The sequence below is a fragment of the Vibrio sp. 10N.286.48.C11 genome (genome assembly GCF_041469805.1).
Taxonomy (GTDB): Bacteria; Pseudomonadota; Gammaproteobacteria; order Enterobacterales; family Vibrionaceae; genus Vibrio; species Vibrio crassostreae_C.
Map to the genome: position 1 here is coordinate 1 of NZ_JBFRLK010000035.1, position 18,917 is coordinate 18,917.

At 45.9% G+C, this 18,917-nt stretch carries 17 protein-coding genes; 11 read left to right on the forward strand and 6 right to left on the reverse strand.

From position 1 onward, the window contains the following. Positions 1 to 75: 75 nt before the first annotated feature. Together rho and trxA are read right to left on the reverse strand one after the other, a co-directional pair. Positions 76 to 1,335, reverse strand: coding sequence for a transcription termination factor Rho (rho, locus tag AB4209_RS09855; RefSeq protein ID WP_017062978.1), 1,260 nt, complete (start codon positions 1,333 to 1,335; stop codon positions 76 to 78). Between the two features lie 200 nt (positions 1,336 to 1,535). Beyond that, complete coding sequence (gene trxA / locus AB4209_RS09860) at positions 1,536 to 1,862, reverse strand: thioredoxin TrxA (RefSeq protein WP_010440700.1); 327 nt, start codon at positions 1,860 to 1,862, stop codon at positions 1,536 to 1,538. A 111-nt stretch (positions 1,863 to 1,973) separates the two neighbouring features. Between trxA and rhlB the strand changes: the two genes are divergently transcribed. Both rhlB and gppA read left to right on the forward strand, forming a co-directional pair. After that, a complete protein-coding gene (rhlB, locus tag AB4209_RS09865; protein WP_048610414.1) occupies positions 1,974 to 3,284 on the forward strand; it encodes an ATP-dependent RNA helicase RhlB in 1,311 nt (436 codons plus the stop codon). 6 nt (positions 3,285 to 3,290) lie between these two features. Further along, positions 3,291 to 4,784, forward strand: a complete 1,494-nt coding sequence (gene gppA, locus AB4209_RS09870) for a guanosine-5'-triphosphate,3'-diphosphate diphosphatase (protein WP_017059247.1) — start codon at positions 3,291 to 3,293, stop codon at positions 4,782 to 4,784. 101 nt (positions 4,785 to 4,885) lie between these two features. On the opposite strand, the gene AB4209_RS09875 is transcribed toward gppA, so the two are convergent. The 3 genes from AB4209_RS09875 to recQ form a co-directional block, all read right to left on the reverse strand. Then, entirely contained in the window at positions 4,886 to 5,557 is a 672-nt protein-coding gene (locus tag AB4209_RS09875) for a 7-cyano-7-deazaguanine/7-aminomethyl-7-deazaguanine transporter (protein ID WP_017061333.1), read from the reverse strand. A gap of 245 nt (positions 5,558 to 5,802) precedes the next feature. Then, positions 5,803 to 6,114 (reverse strand): DUF3630 family protein, encoded by a 312-nt coding sequence (locus AB4209_RS09880; RefSeq protein WP_017061332.1) that lies wholly within the window; start codon positions 6,112 to 6,114, stop codon positions 5,803 to 5,805. Between the two features lie 49 nt (positions 6,115 to 6,163). Continuing rightward, positions 6,164 to 8,002, reverse strand: coding sequence for an ATP-dependent DNA helicase RecQ (gene recQ / locus AB4209_RS09885; RefSeq protein WP_017062982.1), 1,839 nt, complete (start codon positions 8,000 to 8,002; stop codon positions 6,164 to 6,166). A gap of 179 nt (positions 8,003 to 8,181) precedes the next feature. Between recQ and rarD the strand changes: the two genes are divergently transcribed. The 5 genes from rarD to tpx all read left to right on the forward strand — a co-directional run bounded on the left by rarD (position 8,182) and on the right by tpx (position 13,861). After that, on the forward strand, positions 8,182 to 9,096 hold the full coding sequence (gene rarD / locus AB4209_RS09890) for an EamA family transporter RarD (RefSeq protein ID WP_372055715.1): 915 nt from the start codon (positions 8,182 to 8,184) through the stop codon (positions 9,094 to 9,096). A gap of 80 nt (positions 9,097 to 9,176) precedes the next feature. Then, complete coding sequence (locus tag AB4209_RS09895) at positions 9,177 to 9,971, forward strand: AraC family transcriptional regulator (RefSeq protein ID WP_102393440.1); 795 nt, start codon at positions 9,177 to 9,179, stop codon at positions 9,969 to 9,971. A gap of 98 nt (positions 9,972 to 10,069) precedes the next feature. Continuing rightward, positions 10,070 to 10,732, forward strand: coding sequence for a LysE family translocator (locus tag AB4209_RS09900; protein WP_102393439.1), 663 nt, complete (start codon positions 10,070 to 10,072; stop codon positions 10,730 to 10,732). A gap of 91 nt (positions 10,733 to 10,823) precedes the next feature. After that, positions 10,824 to 12,581, forward strand: a complete 1,758-nt coding sequence (ggt, locus tag AB4209_RS09905) for a gamma-glutamyltransferase (RefSeq protein ID WP_102393438.1) — start codon at positions 10,824 to 10,826, stop codon at positions 12,579 to 12,581. Between the two features lie 782 nt (positions 12,582 to 13,363). Beyond that, entirely contained in the window at positions 13,364 to 13,861 is a 498-nt protein-coding gene (gene tpx / locus AB4209_RS09910; protein ID WP_048613238.1) for a thiol peroxidase, read from the forward strand. 170 nt (positions 13,862 to 14,031) lie between these two features. Here the strand turns inward: tpx and uvrD are convergent, their stop codons facing one another. Continuing rightward, entirely contained in the window at positions 14,032 to 16,206 is a 2,175-nt protein-coding gene (gene uvrD, locus AB4209_RS09915; protein ID WP_048662853.1) for a DNA helicase II, read from the reverse strand. Positions 16,207 to 16,470: 264 nt separating this feature from the next. On the opposite strand from uvrD, the gene AB4209_RS09920 reads away from it, so the two are divergent. The 4 genes from AB4209_RS09920 (at position 16,471) to AB4209_RS09935 (ending at position 18,880) form a co-directional block, all read left to right on the forward strand. Beyond that, positions 16,471 to 16,731 (forward strand): DUF2282 domain-containing protein, encoded by a 261-nt coding sequence (locus AB4209_RS09920; protein WP_004736650.1) that lies wholly within the window; start codon positions 16,471 to 16,473, stop codon positions 16,729 to 16,731. 64 nt (positions 16,732 to 16,795) lie between these two features. Beyond that, the gene (locus AB4209_RS09925; RefSeq protein ID WP_102393437.1) at positions 16,796 to 17,656 is read left to right on the forward strand and encodes a DUF692 domain-containing protein; all 861 of its coding nucleotides are present in this window, start codon (positions 16,796 to 16,798) and stop codon (positions 17,654 to 17,656) included. Then, entirely contained in the window at positions 17,653 to 18,420 is a 768-nt protein-coding gene (locus AB4209_RS09930) for a DNA-binding domain-containing protein (protein ID WP_102393436.1), read from the forward strand. Before AB4209_RS09925 ends, AB4209_RS09930 begins: the two co-directional genes overlap by 4 nt. Position 18,421: 1 nt before the next feature. Then, entirely contained in the window at positions 18,422 to 18,880 is a 459-nt protein-coding gene (locus tag AB4209_RS09935) for a DoxX family protein (protein ID WP_102393435.1), read from the forward strand. Positions 18,881 to 18,917 lie beyond the last annotated feature (37 nt).

The window sequence follows — 18,917 nt, forward strand, 5'->3', positions numbered from 1 at the left end:
CCGGAAAGCCGCGATGAACCAATAAAAAGCGCCACCCGAGGGCAGCGCTTATTAAATACGATCAGCTAATCAATATTACTGACGACGCATTGCGTCAAAGAACTCATCGTTCGTTTTCGTCATTGCTAGCTTGTCGATAAGGAATTCCATTGCGTCGATTTCGCCCATTGGGTGAACAATCTTACGCAGGATCCACATCTTCTGTAGTTCATCGTTCTTGGTAAGAAGCTCTTCACGACGAGTACCAGAGCGGTTGAAATCAATCGCTGGGAATACGCGTTTTTCAGCAATCTTACGGTTAAGGTGCAGTTCCATGTTACCTGTACCTTTGAATTCTTCGTAGATAACTTCATCCATCTTAGAACCAGTATCAACCAGTGCTGTTGCGATGATCGTTAAGCTACCGCCTTCTTCTACGTTACGTGCCGCACCGAAGAAACGCTTTGGACGATGTAGAGCATTCGCATCAACACCACCAGTAAGAACTTTACCTGATGAAGGAATCACAGTGTTGTAAGCACGAGCTAGACGAGTAATAGAATCCAGTAGGATAACTACATCTTTCTTGTGTTCAACAAGGCGCTTCGCTTTCTCGATAACCATTTCTGCAACTTGTACGTGGCGAGATGCTGGCTCATCGAATGTTGAAGCAACTACTTCGCCTTTAACTAGACGCTGCATTTCTGTTACTTCTTCTGGACGCTCATCGATAAGTAGAACCATTAGTTCACACTCAGGATGGTTACGTGCAATGCTTTGAGCAATGTTTTGCAGAAGCATTGTCTTACCCGCTTTAGGCGGAGCAACAATCAGACCACGCTGACCTTTACCAATTGGAGATGCAAGGTCAAGAATACGAGCCGTAATATCTTCAGTCGCACCATTACCCGCTTCCATCACCATACGTTCGTTAGCGTGAAGAGGAGTAAGGTTTTCGAAAAGAATCTTGTTACGTGCGTTGTCTGGCTTGTCGTAGTTAACCGTGTTTACTTTAAGCAGTGCAAAGTAACGCTCACCGTCTTTAGGTGGACGGATTTTACCGCCAATAGAGTCACCTGTACGTAGGTTAAAACGACGAATTTGGCTTGGTGATACGTAGATATCATCTGGGCCAGCCAGGTATGAACTGTCGGCGCTACGTAGGAAACCAAAACCGTCTTGAAGAATTTCTAGAACACCATCACCAAAGATGTCTTCACCACTTTTTGCATGCGCTTTAAGGATGGAGAAGATAATGTCTTGTTTTCTTAGGCGAGCTTGATTTTCAAGACCTAAGCTTTCGCTAAGTTTAACAAGCTCAGACACAGGTCTGTTCTTCAGTTCAGTAAGATTCATAGTGGTGGAAGTTTGTTTAGTCAAAATAGGATCTGTTTTCTTAAGTTAAGAAGGATTTGGTCACAGGATCGACCAAGAAGAGAAATTCGTTCAATTAACGTGCGATAAATTAGCACTAAAACTAAGACTAGTCCATAGCTTAGAAAAAACAAAACCGCGCATTTGTTAACTGCACGGTTTCTTTTCAAATGCTGACCTGATTAAAGGTTAGCGTCTAAGAACTCTTTAAGTTGAGTTTTAGATAATGCACCAACTTTAGTCGCTGCTACGCCGCCATCTTTGAAAAGAAGTAGCGTTGGAATACCGCGAATACCAAACTTTGGTGGAGTACCAGCATTTTGGTCGATATTTAATTTACCGATTGTGAGCTTGCCTTCGTACTCGTCTGCGATTTCATCAAGAATCGGCGCAATCATTTTACATGGACCACACCATTCTGCCCAAAAATCAACAAGAACAGGGCCTGCAGCATTGATTACATCGTTATCAAAACCGTCATCAGTTAGCTGCAAAATCTTATCACTCATCTTCCACTCCAATGTATTTTTTAGAACTGGTTGGATGATAACCAGTAAATAGATGCCCTATTGGAATGTATTTACTTTCGTATTGCAAGCTTAAGCTGATATTCTATAGCAATGAAAAAGACGCATATCACAGAGCAAAAGTTCGCCGACTTGGATTTACTTCCGCAAGTCATTGAAGGATTGGAGAAAAAAGGGTTCGATTATTGTACCCCTATCCAAGCCTTGGCGCTCCCGGTACTGCTCACCGGCCAAGACATTGCAGGCCAGGCCCAAACGGGTACTGGTAAAACGCTTGCGTTTCTTACTGCTACTTTTAACCACCTGCTAAAAACACCTGAGCATGAAGGGCGTAAGCCTAACCAGCCACGTGCGATTATTATGGCACCAACGCGTGAACTCGCGATTCAGATCTACAACGATGCTGACTCTCTGGTTGAAAGCACAGGTATCAAGGCAGCACTTGCTTACGGTGGCGAAAGCTACGACAAGCAACTAGGTAAAATCGAAGAAGGCGCAGATATCTTAATTGGTACGACTGGCCGCATCATCGATTTCTACAAGCAGAAGGTATTTAACCTTAACCACATTCAAGCTGTTGTTCTTGACGAAGCTGATCGCATGTTCGATCTTGGTTTCATCAAAGACATCCGCTTCTTGTTCCGCCGTATGCCTGAGCCAAAAGATCGCCTGAACATGCTGTTCTCTGCGACATTGTCTTACCGCGTACAAGAGCTAGCGTTCGAACACATGCACAACCCAGAGCATGTTGTTGTTGAGCCAGAGCGTAAAACAGGTCACCGCATTCAGGAAGAGCTGTTCTACCCATCAAACGAACACAAAATGGCACTGCTGCAGACTCTAGTTGAAGAAGAGTGGCCAGAGCGCGCTATCATCTTCGCTAACACTAAGCACAAATGTGAGTCTGTTTGGGGTCACCTAGCTGCAGATGGTCACCGTGTTGGCCTGCTAACTGGCGATGTTCCTCAGAAGAAACGTGAAAAGATTCTTGAGCAATTCACTAAAGGTGATGTTGACCTGCTTGTCGCAACCGACGTTGCAGCACGTGGTCTACACATTCCTCAAGTAACACACGTATTCAACTTCGACCTACCTGATGACTGTGAAGATTACGTTCACCGTATCGGCCGTACAGGTCGTGCTGGTGCAAGTGGTCACTCGATCAGCTTTGCTTGTGAAGATTACGCAATCAACTTGCCACCAATCGAAGAATACATTGAGCACGCGATCCCTGTGTCTGACTACGATGCTTCTGCACTGCTAGAAGATCTACCAGCACCATTGCGCTTACGTACACGTAACCCGCAACAACGCCGCTCAAACAACAATGGCCCACGCAACGGGAACCGTAAACCAAACCAGAACCGTCGCCCACGCCAACCGCGTCATAACAAGGAAGCTTAGTCGCTTATGAGTCAAACAGTGTCACCCCCGCTTTACGCTGCAATCGACCTCGGGTCGAACAGTTTTCATATGCTCGTTGTGCGTCATATCGATGGCAGCGTACAAACCATGGCTAAAATTAAGCGCAAAGTGCGTTTAGCTGCAGGCTTAGATGAAAATAATGCGCTTAGTACAGAAGCCATGCAGCGCGGTTGGGACTGTTTGAGTCTCTTTGCAGAGCGACTGCAAGATATTCCGAAAGAAAATATCCGCATTGTCGGTACAGCGACCCTACGTACTGCTATCAATGTGGATATATTTCTAGAGAAAGCGAACCAGATCCTTGGTTACGACATCAATGTTATCTCCGGAGAAGAAGAAGCTGCGACTATCTATAAAGGCGTAGCACACACTTCTGGTGGCAGCGGCCGCCGACTGGTTGTTGATATTGGTGGCGCAAGCACCGAGATGATCATTGGTGAAGGCTTCTCAGCGAAAGCACTAACCAGCCTAAAGATGGGCTGTGTTACTTGGCTTGAGCGCCACTTTAAAAACCGCCAATTAACCGCTACCAACTTTAACAACGCCATTGAAGCGGCGAAGTCGACGTTGGCTCCTATCCTAGATAGCTACACTGATATCGGATGGGATGTGTGTGTGGGCGCCAGCGGTACCGTTCAAGCACTGCAAGAGATCATGTTGGCGCAAGGCATGGATGAAGTGATTACTCATGCCAAACTTAAGCGTCTACAGAAACAAGCGATGATTACTGAGCGCTTGGAAGAGCTAGAAATCGAAGGACTTACCCTTGAACGCGCATTAGTGTTCCCGAGTGGCCTTTCCATTCTTATTGCTATTTTTGAGTTGCTTGAAATAGATTCAATGACACTCGCAGGCGGCGCACTCCGGGAAGGCCTAGCCTACGAGATGGTTGATGAGCTTCGCCAAGAAGATATCCGAGCGCGTACCATTAAGAGTGTTCAATCACGCTACCAAATGGACGTAAGCTACGGTGAACAAGTTGCTGTAGTCGCACAAACGCTGCTAGACCAAGCGGGCGCCGAAGCGTGGGTTTCAGAACCTCAAGCTGGTGTGCTATTGCAAACGGCAGCTAAGCTTCACGAGATTGGTTTAACCATCGATTTCAAAAAAGGCGGTGAGCACAGCGCTTATCTGCTGCAAAACTTAGACCTACCTGGCTTTACTCGAGCGCAAAAGCACTACTTGGGTGAGTTAACTCGTCGCTACCGTGAACAGTTAACCTCATTACCAGAGCAACACGCTATCTCAGGCACCAGCAGCAAGCGTATTTTACGTATTCTGCGTTTGGCTATTTTGTTAACTCACCGTCGTAACCCAGCGCTAGAGCCTGAGTTCAAACTGACGACGAATGACAACAATCTAACCCTAACGCTTTCTAAGCAATGGTTAGCTGACAATCCGCTGACCGCTGCAGAGCTAGAGCTCGAGTCGAATAGACAAACCGATATTGGCTGGCCATTGAATATTAAATGCCTCTGATATTAGTATCTGACGCTAGAAATTAAAAAAGCCCAAGTTAGTAGACTAACTTGAGCTTTTTCTTATCGCTGCATTAATGCTTTGTGTTACAAATCTCAAACTTAAGCGTTCACGCCTGTCGCTTTAAAGTCAGGGTTCACTGCGGTTAGCTTTCTAACAATGTAGTTAAGAAGCACACCGTACATAGGCACGAACAAGCCTAGGCTGATGATAAGTTTGAATCCGTAATCGACTAAGGCAATCTCAGTCCAATGCTCGGCCATGAATGGATCTGGGCTTTGGTAGAAAGCAATCGCAAAGAAAGCGATGGTATCAATAGCATTACCGAATAACGTTGAACACGTTGGGGCAACCCACCACTGTTTAAGCTGACGTAGGCGGTTGAAAACATGCACATCCAAGATCTGACCCAGTAAATAAGCCATGAAGCTCGCCGCGGCGATACGTGCAACAAACAAGTTGAACTCACCTAGTTGGCTAAAGCCTTGGAATGAACCTTCAAAGAACACCACTGACAAGAAATAAGAAACGGCCAGCGCTGGTAGCATCACTAAGAAAATGATTTTACGGGCAAGCTGCGCGCCAAAAATGCGTACGGTCAGATCGGTCGCTAGGAAGATAAACGGGAAAGTGAAAGCACCCCAAGTGGTGTGCATACCGAAGACGGTAAAAGGTAGCTGAACCAGATAGTTGCTTGACGCAATAATCACCAAATGGAACAAAACTAATAGTGCTAAGGCTTTGCGCTGTTGCGCAGGGGTAAAGTTACTCATGCTGTACCTTTTTAGTTTGGTTTGGGGGTGAGGGAACCCAAATCGAGTCATTTCTTCGAATAATCCAAGAAAGCTCTTACCAATAATGTGAATTAAAAAATGTATCTAAAAATTGCTCTGCTGAGCGGCGGGCGATTATACATTAATCAATATTGGCTGCAACGGTGAGAACAAACGCAAACGTTTATTCTCACTTTTATTGGTGAATAGCTCTAGAAGCTGTGTTTTAGAAGAGATGCCAAAAGTTAAAAACCGCGCTTGAAAAGCGTCGCGAGATAATCAAACTCTTCTCGGCTTTCTTCAGCGTTTAACGACTCAAACCAAATTGATTCACTGTAATGTTCGGACTTTAAGAACATTCGGCAATCTTCAAAATCAATCAACCAAGAATGCATATCGGCGTCCCATTGCTTTTCAACAACTGACGCTGACAACAACGCCACCAGCTTTTCACCTAGCACTTCATAAGAATCAAAATCAAAACTTGGAGACGTAATCAATAAACGCCCTTCCTCAGCTAAATACTCTCTTAAGCCAAATTCTGTTTGTGTTGTCATGTCCCTATCAACCTTATTCTTTTTCTATTAGTTAGACGTTTCTCGCAAACTAGCCGTGTGTGGTGATGTGTTCTTGAATCAGATCTAGGAATGGGTCTGCGTACTTATCCAGTTTACGTTGACCGACACCGTTGACTGCCAGCATTTCTCCGTATGAAGTAGGTAGTATTTCAGCCATATCAATCAAGGTCGCGTCGCTGAATACCACATATGGTGGCAAGCCATCTTCATCAGCAATCGACTTACGCAGCTTACGCAGTTTCGCAAACAGCTTCTTATCGTAATTCTTGCTGCTTAACTTATCGGACTTAGCATTACGCACCGCTGTATCTAAACGAGGAACAGCCAATTCCAAAGACATCTCACCGCGCAGCAGCGGGCGGGCTTCTTCTGTTAGCTGTAAAGTTGAGTTACGAGTGATGTTCTGGAACAGCAAGCCTTTATGAATCAGCTGACGGAAGATACTGATCCAGTAATCATGACTGTGATCGCGGCCAATACCGTAGGTAGATAGCTTATCGTGACCATTATCACGGACACGAATATTCTGCATACCACGCATCACTTCGACTACGTAGCCCATACCAAACGACTGATTGACACGGTACACACAAGACAACGCCTTCTGCGCTTCTTTAGTCGCATCAAAATGCTTAGGTGGATCGAGGCAGATATCGCAGTTGCCACATTGCTTCTCGCGATATTCGCCAAAATAGTTAAGCAGAACCTGACGACGACACGTTTGCGCTTCAGCAAAGGCACTCATCGCATTCAGCTTGTGCATCTCAACTTGTTTCTGTGGGCCTTCTTCTTTCTCATCCAGCATACGACGCAGCCAACCCATATCAGCCGGGTCAAACAACATCATCGCTTCAGCAGGCAAACCATCACGACCTGCACGGCCTGTCTCTTGATAGTAAGACTCGATATTACGTGGGATATCAAAGTGCACCACGAAACGTACGTTGGGTTTGTTGATGCCCATACCGAAAGCCACAGTCGCGACCACGATCTGAATATCATCGCGTTGGAAGGCTTCTTGAACGTAAGCACGCTCATCGGTGTCCATACCAGCGTGATAACCCGCGGCGCGAATACCGTTATTGCACAGCTTCTCGGTCACCATCTCCACTTTCTTACGGCTACCACAGTAGATGATGCCGCAATTGCCCTTTTGTGTTTCTAGGTAGCGAACCACCTGTGACACGGGTTTGTGCTTCTCAACCAAGTTGTAGCGAATATTAGGGCGATCAAAGCTGCCTAAGTAAGTATGCGGGTCCAGGAGCTGTAGGCGCGAGATAATATCTTTACGCGTCGCATCATCAGCGGTTGCTGTGAGCGCCATGTAAGGCACATGCGGAAAGTACTGTTTAAGCTGGCCTAATGATGCGTATTCAGGGCGGAAGTCGTGACCCCATTGAGAGATACAGTGCGCTTCATCGACTGCAATCATTGAAAGCGGTAAACCTTGAAGACGCTCGATAAAGTCACGCATCAACACGCGCTCTGGCGACACATACACCATTTTCAGCTGACCTGAGTTCATGCGATTGAACACATTCAGCAATTGGTCACGTGGCATTGAAGAGTTAATACACTCAGCAGCAACACCATTGGCCTTCAGTTGATCGACTTGGTCTTTCATCAACGAGATCAGCGGCGAGATAACCAGAGTCAGCCCTTCACGAACCAAAGCAGGGATTTGGTAACACAGAGATTTACCACCACCGGTTGGCATAATCACCAAGCTGTCTTTGCCTTCAACGGCCAAATCAATGACCTCTTGCTGACCATCGCGAAAGCTTTGATAGCCGAACACATCTTGCAAGATGGTTTGCGCATCATTCGCGGGAGTTGGTATTTGCTCAGCAATCAGAGTGGCGGTCATTGTGGTTCCTAATCGAGGTATGAAATCAGCAAGCATCTTCGGCAAGCAAGTCGCACATTGTAGAGGGGAACGCTGGCGAATTAAACCGCAAATTGTTAGGTGAAAAGGGTTATCGCTCCTATACTGACCAACTCTCTTATAAATCTTATTAATAAGCACTCAGTGCTAGAGAAAGATGCATGACACAGGAAGAACAACAACGTACGCGCCAAGGAGTTTTGCTTGCCGTCGGCGCTTACACAATGTGGGGTATCGCCCCTATATATTTCAAATCTTTAAGTGACGTTTCCCCGTTAGAGATCCTCAGCCACCGTGTAGTATGGTCTTTTTTCCTACTCGCTTTCTTACTGCACATTGGCCGCAGCTGGCGTAAAGTCCGCGACACCTTGACCTCAAAACCAAAAATGCTCTATTTGGTAGCGACGTCTATTTTGGTGGGTGCTAACTGGCTGATCTTTATCTGGGCGGTTAATTCCAATCATATGCTCGATGCCAGCTTAGGGTATTACATCAACCCACTGATTAACGTCTTGCTTGGGATGCTGTTCCTTGGCGAACGTTTACGCAGACTACAGTGGTGTGCGGTTGCGCTAGCGGCTGTCGGAGTCCTTATCCAATTGATAGCCTTTGGCTCAATTCCTATTGTCGCTATCGCATTAGCCTTTAGTTTTGGTTTCTACGGCTTGCTACGTAAGAAAGTTAGCTTAGAGGCACAAACAGGTTTGTTCATTGAAACCCTAGTAATGTTGCCTCTCGCTGCAACGTACTTACTGTTTATTGCCGATAGTCCAACCTCAGACTTATCAATGAACCCGATGCAGCTCAACCTATTACTGGTTGCTGCTGGTGTGATTACAACCATCCCTTTACTGTGTTTTACGGGTGCAGCTACGCGATTAAAACTATCGACACTGGGTTTCTTCCAGTACATCGGTCCAAGCTTAATGTTCTTATTGGCCGTGCTGATTTATGGTGAAGCCTTTACGTCAGACAAAGCTGTTACCTTTGCCTTTATTTGGGGGGCATTAGTGGTATTCAGCTTTGATGGTTTGAGTAACAACAAGAAGAACAAACAAGCTAAACAAAAGAACTGATCGTTTTTTACAAGACAACTGCGAGTGACGAAGATAAGCTTGGTTGAATTGATGACTATTTAACCAAGCTTTTTTGTACCATGGATAAAGTCCACTACTACTCTACCCCAACAGAAGATATCAGCCTGATCCAAGCTCAATACCAAGAGTTTGCCTTTCAGCGCCACTATCATTTGGACTTTCACATTGGCTTAATAACAAAAGGCCAACAAAAGTTTGTCTATCAAGGTGCGAGTCACCATGTCGGAGCTGGCCAAGTTGTTATCATGCCACCTGATGAGCTGCATGATGGGCACTCCAAACTCGATTCAGGTTATCAAGTCAGCGTGTTTGCAGTTTCTCCCCAATGGTTTCAAGATCTTGCCGATCCCAAGCAAAATGGTCACACATTAGGCTTTTCAGAGTTGATCCTCTCCGATCAAGCTGCGTTTTTACAATTGTGTAACCTACACCGTCTTTTAATAACTCAAAACATCAGCCAACTCGCTCAAGATTGCTTACCATTCGAGGGATTCTCGACGATCGTCGATCGTTATGCCAAATTTGGATCGAAGAGTGACATCAAACTGGGCAATCAATCGATTGATACACTCAAAGACTATTTGATGGCGAATTTGGATCAGCCAGTGCGATTAGAACAACTGTCTGAGCTGTGCGGCTTAACCACAACTCAATTCCAACGCCACTTTAAGAACAGAATGGGTATCACCCCTTACGCGTGGCTGAGCCGTTTGCGTATGGAACAGAGCATGCGCCTGATTAAATCTGGGATCTGTGGTACTAAGGTCGCGCACCAAGTAGGCTTCTATGATCAAGCACACTTCTCCAAAGCATTCAAAACCACATTCGGCGTACCACCTTCACAAATCAACTAAGTGTTGATAATTTACAATTGCTCGATTTCAAATCGCGGTAAGCTACGCTCAATACGATTACTTATTTAATAATAGCGGCAACGTTATTGAGAACTGACATGAACGAAGTCACCATACTGATCACCCTCGCCTCTATCCATTTCATCGCTTTGATGAGCCCCGGCCCAGACTTTGCGTTAGTCGTGCAAAATGCGACACGCCACGGCAGACAAACAGGCTTGTACATTGCGCTTGGTTTATCTTGCGGGATCTTACTGCATTCGTTGCTGAGCCTGACGGGAATCAGTTACCTAGTCCACCAGCAACCAACCCTATTTGCCATTATCCAATTGGCTGGCGGTAGCTACTTGCTCTACTTAGGCTACGGTGCCCTCAAAGCAACCTGGCAAATCATTCAGAACCACGACGATGACGACGATACCATCAATGCCAAAGATCTTATTTTGACCAACAAGCGTCAGGCATTTTCGAAAGGGTTTGCGACCAATATTCTCAACCCAAAGGCTTTGGTGTTCTTTATCAGCTTGATGTCGAGCTTAGTGCCTGCCGACATGTCTCTATCAGGTAAAGGTTTTGCGCTTATCATCCTGTTTGGTCTGTCTCTGTTTTGGTTTTCACTACTGGCGTGGATGCTTTCGACTAAGGCTCTACAGAAGAAACTGAGCGAAGCAACGGTATACATCGATGGCTTATGTGGCGTCGTATTCAGCCTGATTGGCGCGAGTATTCTTTGGCAGTCGCTGTCCGGTTTAATCGCTTAAATTCGAATCAAGATTACAATTCGTTAACAACGCACTGGCTATCTAATCTTTCCACTGCCAATCTAGCTCTGCATATTAAAAGGAGAAGATCATGCAGTGGAAAACAAAACTAACAACCCTCGCCACTTCTACCCTACTTTTTGCCTCTCACGTCAGTTGGGCAAATCAAGCTGCCGATTCCGTCGCACCCGAACAAAGTAGTGGTTTAGAAACCAAACAACTCGTTAAAGCCAACGATTGGATGGTCACCGCAGCCAACCCTCTTGCAACACAAGCCGGTGCTGATGTACTTGTTCGTGGTGGTAACGCAATTGACGCCATGGTTGCCGTGCAGCTTATGCTTGGCTTGGTGGAACCTCAGTCATCAGGTATTGGTGGCGGCGCTTTCCTTGTCTATTTTGATGGCAAAGACAAACAGCTCAAGACCTACGATGGTCGTGAAACCGCACCACTTGATGCAACACCACGTCTATTCCAAGATGAGAGCGGACAACCACTTAAGTTTTACGATGCTGTGGTTGGTGGTCGCTCAGTGGCGACACCGGGAACAGTCCAATTGCTGTGGGACACTCACCAAAAATACGGCAAGTTAGAGTGGGCATCGCTGATCAAACCTATCGCTCAACTGGCTGAAAAAGGTTTTACCATCAGCCCACGTTTAGCGACCTTGATTGAAAATGACCAAGAGCGACTAAGCCGCTTTGCGACAACTAAAGCCTACTTCTTTAACGCCGATGGCAGCCCAAAAACCGCAGGTACGCTACTTAAGAACCCAGAATACGCTGCAACGCTAAACGCTATCTCAAAGGATGGTGCTATGGCTTTCTATCAAGGCGAGATTTCTGCTGACATCATCAACACAGTTCAAACGGCTAAAGGTAACCCGGGCGTCTTGGCGCAAAAAGACTTCGATGCGTATTCGATTAAGCAGCGCGAGCCGGTTTGTTCTGCTTATGAAAGCTACCAAGTGTGCGGAATGGGTCCACCAAGTTCAGGTGCATTAACGGTTGGGCAGATCTTAGCGATGACCGAGCAGTTTGATCTTAAATCATGGGGACCAAACGACGCGAAATCTTGGCAAGTGTTAGCAGACGCTTCTCGTTTGGCCTTTGCAGACCGTGGTATGTACATGGCAGACCAAGATTACGTGCCAATGCCAACCCAAGGGTTAGTGAATACTGACTATTTGCAAGAGCGTGCCCAGCTAATTACTGCTGGAAAGGCATTAGAAAGTGCACCATCAGGCACCCCACCGTGGGATCACGCCATACTGCAAAGCCAAGATGTGTCTATTGAACTGCCTTCCACCAGCCACTTCAATATTGTCGATAGCGATGGCAATGTCGTATCGATGACCACCACAATTGAGAACGCATTTGGCTCACGCTTGATGGTAAGAGGCTTCCTACTCAATAACGAACTAACCGACTTCTCATTCAAGACTCATAACGATGGCAAACCTATCGCCAACCGACTCGAGCCGGGTAAGCGCCCACGTTCTTCAATGGCACCAACCATCATCATGCAAGACGATAAACCTTACATGGCGATTGGCTCTCCGGGTGGCAGTCGTATCATAGGTTATGTGGCACAAGCGATCATTGCCCACACCCAATGGGACATGGATATTCAGCAAGCGATCAACCAACCACACTTCCTAAACCGCTTCGGTACCTTAGATTTGGAAAAAGGAACATCAGCGGAAAACTTCAAACCTGAGCTAGAAAAGATGGGATTTGAGGTCAACGTTCGCGATCTTAACTCGGGTTTACACGCTATTCGCATCACAAAAGACGGGTTAGAAGGTGCTGCAGACCCTCGTCGTGAAGGTGCGGCTATCGGCCAATAAGAGAAAATACTCCCTTTTTACTCCCTGTCTTGTGCGAGATCTCTCACAAGGCAGTGAGTAAATATCGATATTTAACTGCGAAATTAAGCACCAAGATATCGTAACCAACTGAAAATAAACAATACGTACGTTTATCATTCAAATAATTATATAGAAATTCGCTTATGCACCATTGCTGATAAATAAGGAATCGGTAATATGAATGGTGTCGGAAGGATGCTGACACGGAACAGGAAACGCCAAGGACTTGGTTATCTTCAGGATGAAGATTCGATTACTCAGGATGAATAATCGGCATGGATAGCGAAATGGACATTGAATGGACGCAATAGTAACTAGGATGGTTGCTACTAAGGAAAGACAATGGACACCTCTGGACGAGGAAAGGACTGAACATCAGGATGATGTAAAGGACACCGCTCAAGGAACAAGTGACGCGCGCTAACGAGGATTGTTGGCAGATCAGGATAAGATCAAGGACACCGCTAGGAAGGCGACGAAAGGAATACGCTGAAGGATAACAGCACACTATCATGGATTTGATGCATGGAGCACACTTAGTAGCCGGATTGCTGCGAGTAAGACTATAGACCCCGATGAGCGCAAGCTCTCGGGGTTTTTCTTTATCTGCCGCTTCATTTATTCCCTCTCAAGCAAATAAATCAAAGACCTTTGATTACAATTCTGACATTTAAAGCATTCACTTCTTAACCACTTCAGAGTAACGTAAGTCGAACTAGGCTCAACTAGTTTCATAACCATAATTAAACTAAGGACAATTCATGTCACACGTTACCTTCAAAGGCGCTGCTGTACCGCTAACAGGCACATTCCCACAAACTGGCGAACAAGCACCAAGCTTTGCACTTGCTGCAGGCGATCTTTCTGAACTGACTCTTGCTTCTCTTGAAGGCAAGAAAGTGGTTCTAAACATCTTCCCAAGCATCGACACCGCAACTTGTGCAACGAGCGTACGTACGTTCAACGCAAAAGCGGCTGAGCTTGAAAACACGGTTGTGGTTTGTATTTCTGCTGACCTACCGTTTGCTGCGGGTCGCTTCTGCGAATTAGAAGGTATTGAAGGCGTTCAACACGCTTCAACTTTCCGTTCTCCTGCGTTCGCATCAGACTACGGCGTAGCGATTGCTGAAGGTCCACTATCAGGTCTAACTACACGTGCAGTTGTGGTTGTTGATGAAAAAGGCGTGGTAACACACAGCGAGTTGGTTGCAGAGATCACTGAAGAACCAAACTACGAAGCGGCACTTGCAGCACTGTAAGTGTTCTTTCTGGGCAGAAATGCCTTAAGCTCGATTCAACCTATTTAGACTGGTTCCGAGCAATAAAAAGAGCAGCCATTGGCTGCTCCTTCTGTTTTTAATGTGGATTACTTTTAAATGCTGAACGATTTTTAAAGACCAAACGGCTTTCTAGATACTGAAGTAACGGATTACAGCTGTTCTAAACGCGCGTAAGCCGTCACTAACCACTTAATGCCTTCACCGTTAAACGCGACTTGAACTCGGCTTTGCGGGCCACTTCCCTCGAAGTTGATGATGGTACCTTCACCAAACTTAGGGTGCTTAACGCGAGAGCCTAAGCTAAAGCCTGTTTCGTTGAAATTCTCTTTCACGGCAGTTTGGCTAAAGCGACCGCTGCTTGCAGGACGGCTCACTTGCGCCTTCATACGTACTTCATCCAGACAGGTCTCTGGTAGTTCACGAATAAAGCGAGATGGTTTGTGGTACTTATCCTGGCCATACAATCGACGCATCTCTGCGTAAGTGATGTACAGCTTCTCCATCGCACGAGTCATGCCTACATAGCACAGGCGACGCTCTTCTTCTAAACGCCCCGCTTCTTCGGCCGACATCTGGCTTGGGAACATGCCTTCTTCGACACCCACCATGAACACCATTGGAAACTCTAGGCCTTTAGCACTGTGCAAAGTCATTAACTGAACCGCATCGTCAAACTCATCGGCCTGACCTTCACCCGCTTCCAAAGCTGCGTGAGTTAAGAACGCCGTCAGCATGCTCATCTCATCCGCTTCTTCCGGCTTTTCAAACTGGCGCGTTGCCGTTACCAATTCTTCCAAGTTCTCGATACGTGCCTTCGACTTCTCACCCTTCTCTTGCTCGTACATAGCAAACAGACCCGACGATTTAATCACGTGGTCGGTTTGTTCATGCAGGCTAAGTTCCAACGTGTCATCTTCAAGCGCATTAATCAGCTCGATAAAACGACTTAATGCGCCCGCAGCACGACCGGGTAGCACTTGCTCTTCTATCAAAGCAACACTGGCTTCCCACATGGTTGCACCACGATCACGAGCAGCAAGACGAATCGTTTCTAACGTTTTATCACCCAAGCCACGCGTTGGCGTGTTTACCACACGCTCAAACGCCGCATCATTACCGCGATTGCTCATTAGGCGCATGTAGCTCAAGGCGTCTCTAATTTCTTGACGCTCGAAGAATCGCATGCCGCCGTAAATTCGATAAGGTAGACCAGCTTGGATCAAAGCTTCTTCAAGAACACGCGATTGTGCGTTGTTACGATATAGCATTGCCGTATCTTCTAACGCACCGCCTTTCTCCTGCCACTCTTTGATTTTGCTAACCGTGAAACGCGCTTCATCTAACTCGTTATAAGCAGAGTAAACAGAGATTGGCTCGCCATCGTTGCCATCAGTCCACAGCTCTTTACCCATACGCTCGGTGTTGTTTGAGATAAGCTCATTCGACGCCTGAAGAATGGTTTTGGTTGAACGGTAGTTTTGTTCAAGTCGAACCGTTGAAGCGCCTGGAAATTCATCCAAGAACTTCTGAATATTTTCAATTTTAGCACCACGCCAGCCATAGATAGATTGGTCATCATCACCCACAATCATCACGCGACAATCCGGGCCAGCCATCATGCGCAGCCAAGCATATTGAATGTTGTTGGTATCTTGGAATTCGTCGACAAGAATGTGCTTAAAGCGAGCTTGGTAGTGCTCGCGGATGTGTTTCTTATCGCGCAATAGCTCATGCGATCTCAGCAAGATTTCCGCAAAGTCGACCAAACCAGCACGGTCACATGCTTCTTGGTAAGCAGAATAGATCTTTAACCACGTTTGAGTTATTGGATCATGGTAGGCGTCAATGTGACTTGGGCGTAACCCCTCGTCTTTCTTGCCATTGATCCACCAAGAAGCTTGCTTAGCAGGCCACTGCTTTTCATCGAGGTTTTGCGCCTTGATTAAGCGGCGTAGCAAACGAATCTGATCATCAGAATCAATGATCTGGAAATCTTCTGGCAGTTTTGCATCTAGATAGTGAGCACGAAGAATACGATGACAGATACCGTGGAAGGTGCCGTTCCACATACCTGACGAGCTGCCCATCATCAACTCTTCAATACGACCACGCATCTCTGCTGCCGCTTTGTTGGTGAAGGTAACCGACATAATAGAGAACGGTGATGCTTGCTCTACACTTTGCAACCAAGCGATACGATGCACCAACACTCGCGTTTTACCACTGCCAGCACCTGCCAGAATAAGTAGGTTTTCTAAAGGAGCCGCGACCGCCTCACGTTGTTTATCGTTTAGGCCATCGAGTAAAAGCGAAGGATCTATCATTGGATATGCTCACTACTGGGTATTTATACATAAAAGTTGATTATAACCTAAACACTAGGCTGCGTTTAGGATAATAAGAAGAAAAAACAATCAAAAATTAACATCATAAATTCAACAAGTTAAACAATAAAACATCATTAATATTGATAATTTTTATAATACCGTGAAATTATTTCCCGGTTGTTCCAATCCTTTTTAGTAAGCAAGTTAACAATCCATTAACCTGCGATATGAAAATACTATTAAGTCCTAGAGGGAATGACTATGAAAAATTCTAATCTTGCTGTTACAGCTGCAATCACAAGTGTACTAGCGTTCGGCGGTGCAGTTCTTACATCAGCACCTGCGGAAGCAGCAGCAAAAGAAAAATGCTACGGCGTGGCAAAAGCTGGCCAAAATGATTGTGCAACCAAAACAAGCTCATGTGCGGGTACAGCAAAAGAAGACAACCAATCCGATGCGTTCGTAGTCGTACCTAAAGGGCTATGTGGCAAATTATCAGGTGGTAACACTCAATCATCATAATTGAGCTGCTTAGTATGGTGAGCTGACATTCAGCTCACCTCCACTTCTTGTTAGGAGAATCGTTGTGACTCAAACTCTTCACCCCTACGCAGGGGTTGGCCTTAGAACACCGCACTTGGACTTCTTTAGCCAAAATCCAGCCTTAGTAAGTTGGTTAGAAGTTCACAGCGAGAACTACTTCTTAGCTCAATCACCGCAACGACAACAACTCAGAGAAATTCGTCACGCACACAACATCAGTTGTCACGGTGTTGGGTTGTCGCTAGGTTCTGTTGAGCGCATCAATCAACATCATCTTGTGCAATTAAAAGAGCTCATTGATGATATCGAACCCTTCTTGGTTTCCGATCATCTCAGCTGGAGTCAGACTGGTGGTCATTACTTCAATGACTTGTTACCGCTGCCTTATACCGAAGAAGCGCTAGAGGTTTTTTGTCGCAATGTCATCGAGGTGCAAGACAACCTGCAACGCCCTATGCTGATTGAGAACCCATCGAGCTACCTTGCCTTCAAGCATTCAACCATCCCTGAGTGGGAATTTTTAGCCGAGGTACAGAAGCGCACTGAGTGTCGCCTACTGCTCGATTTCAATAATATTTTTGTCTCATCTTTTAATCATGGCTTCAGCTGTGAAGAGTATCTAAGTGGAATACCAGCAGACAAAGTGGAAGAGATTCACTTGGCAGGTTTCACTAAGAAGAAACTCGAGCAAGGTGAGATCTGGATAGACACCCACAGCAAACCTGTTTGTGATGAAGTGTGGCAGCTGTACACCCAATGGATACAGCAACACGGTTTGCGCCATACCTTGATAGAGTGGGATTTAGATATCCCAGAGCCACAAGTTTTACTGTCTGAAGCAACCAAAGCCAGTGACATCTTATATCAACAAGACATCATCAACCAAAGGAGTCGCGCATCATGAGCTACTCCCTAGCTGATGTTCAATCAGAGTTTGCTAACGCCCTACGCTACCAAAACAGTGGTGAGCATTGCGACATAGTGAGCGACCATTTTACTGATGAACAGCGCATCCAGATTTATCGCAATAACTTCGTGATTAGCTTGAGCGAAGTACTCGCTGCAACCTACCCTCTCACTGAAATGCTGGTTGGTGAAGAGTGCTTCCAACAGATGGCTCGTCAACATGTCTTAAGTTATCCATCGACCTCTGGTGATGTCAGTGGTTACGGTGAACACTTTGAACAGACTATCCAAGCCTTTCCTGCCGTTATTGAGGCTGCACCTTATCTCGGTGAAGTGGCTTTGTATGAATGGCAGAAAGATAGCTTGGTAAGGTTTTCGTCACAAGCACATGTCGACCAGAGACCTCTTTCTTGCCTTGCAGATGTACCACAAGAGCAACAAGGCGCTTTAGTCTTTCATCTCAAAGATTCAATAACACTGATTCATTCTAGTTACACGATTATCGCGCTTGAACACGCCATCTATCAGCAGCAACTTGATGGGCTAGACATCAACCAAGCTGAATTTGGGGTGTTAATCCGAGCTGAGAATTCACAGGTTGAGAGCCATAGTTTGAGTGAAGAGAGCCACCAACTCCTCACTGAATTGCAATCAGGTCGAACACTCTCAGCAATCGATCCTTTATTACTACAACATCTGAATACTGTTATGGCGCTAAACGTCATCTCAGGTTTTTCAATCAATGCCGAATTGGAGGCATAACATGGATAACAACACAGTCACGAACATGATGGCTCAATACGACAGTTTGATTGAGAAATCACAGGCACTTTTTGTTCCTGTCCTACTTCTGTTTTGCCGCCTATGGGTGGCGTGGGTCTTCTTTAATTCTGGGTTAACCAAAATAGCAACTTGGGATAGCACTCTTTACTTGTTTGAGTTGGAATACCAAGTACCACTGCTACCTTGGGAATTAGCAGCTTACATGGGTACTGCCGCTGAGTTAATTCTGCCAGTGTTTTTAGCACTCGGTTTATTAACACGACCGATGGCCGCAGTGCTGTTCGTGTTCAACATCATAGCTGTCGTGTCTTACCCGGTGCTGTGGGAACAAGGTTTCTATGATCATCAGTTGTGGGGGTTAATGATTCTTATCGTTGTCGTGTGGGGCGCAGGACCATTCTCACTTGATAGAGTTTTGAAAGCGCAGTTCAGGAATTAAAATAAGTTTTCACCTCTTTTGAACTGCTAAAGCTAAA

Excerpts from the sequence above, each read along its gene's own strand:
- rho (WP_017062978.1), bottom strand. The coding sequence starts at position 1,335 with ATGAATCTTACTGAACTGAAGAACAGACCTGTGTCTGAGCTTGTTAAA.
- trxA (WP_010440700.1), bottom strand. The coding sequence starts at position 1,862 with ATGAGTGATAAGATTTTGCAGCTAACTGATGACGGTTTTGATAACGAT.
- rhlB (WP_048610414.1), top strand. The coding sequence starts at position 1,974 with ATGAAAAAGACGCATATCACAGAGCAAAAGTTCGCCGACTTGGATTTA.
- gppA (WP_017059247.1), top strand. The coding sequence starts at position 3,291 with ATGAGTCAAACAGTGTCACCCCCGCTTTACGCTGCAATCGACCTCGGG.
- AB4209_RS09875 (WP_017061333.1), bottom strand. The coding sequence starts at position 5,557 with ATGAGTAACTTTACCCCTGCGCAACAGCGCAAAGCCTTAGCACTATTA.
- AB4209_RS09880 (WP_017061332.1), bottom strand. The coding sequence starts at position 6,114 with ATGACAACACAAACAGAATTTGGCTTAAGAGAGTATTTAGCTGAGGAA.
- recQ (WP_017062982.1), bottom strand. The coding sequence starts at position 8,002 with ATGACCGCCACTCTGATTGCTGAGCAAATACCAACTCCCGCGAATGAT.
- rarD (WP_372055715.1), top strand. The coding sequence starts at position 8,182 with ATGACACAGGAAGAACAACAACGTACGCGCCAAGGAGTTTTGCTTGCC.
- AB4209_RS09895 (WP_102393440.1), top strand. The coding sequence starts at position 9,177 with ATGGATAAAGTCCACTACTACTCTACCCCAACAGAAGATATCAGCCTG.
- AB4209_RS09900 (WP_102393439.1), top strand. The coding sequence starts at position 10,070 with ATGAACGAAGTCACCATACTGATCACCCTCGCCTCTATCCATTTCATC.
- ggt (WP_102393438.1), top strand. The coding sequence starts at position 10,824 with ATGCAGTGGAAAACAAAACTAACAACCCTCGCCACTTCTACCCTACTT.
- tpx (WP_048613238.1), top strand. The coding sequence starts at position 13,364 with ATGTCACACGTTACCTTCAAAGGCGCTGCTGTACCGCTAACAGGCACA.
- uvrD (WP_048662853.1), bottom strand. The coding sequence starts at position 16,206 with ATGATAGATCCTTCGCTTTTACTCGATGGCCTAAACGATAAACAACGT.
- AB4209_RS09920 (WP_004736650.1), top strand. The coding sequence starts at position 16,471 with ATGAAAAATTCTAATCTTGCTGTTACAGCTGCAATCACAAGTGTACTA.
- AB4209_RS09930 (WP_102393436.1), top strand. The coding sequence starts at position 17,653 with ATGAGCTACTCCCTAGCTGATGTTCAATCAGAGTTTGCTAACGCCCTA.
- AB4209_RS09935 (WP_102393435.1), top strand. The coding sequence starts at position 18,422 with ATGGATAACAACACAGTCACGAACATGATGGCTCAATACGACAGTTTG.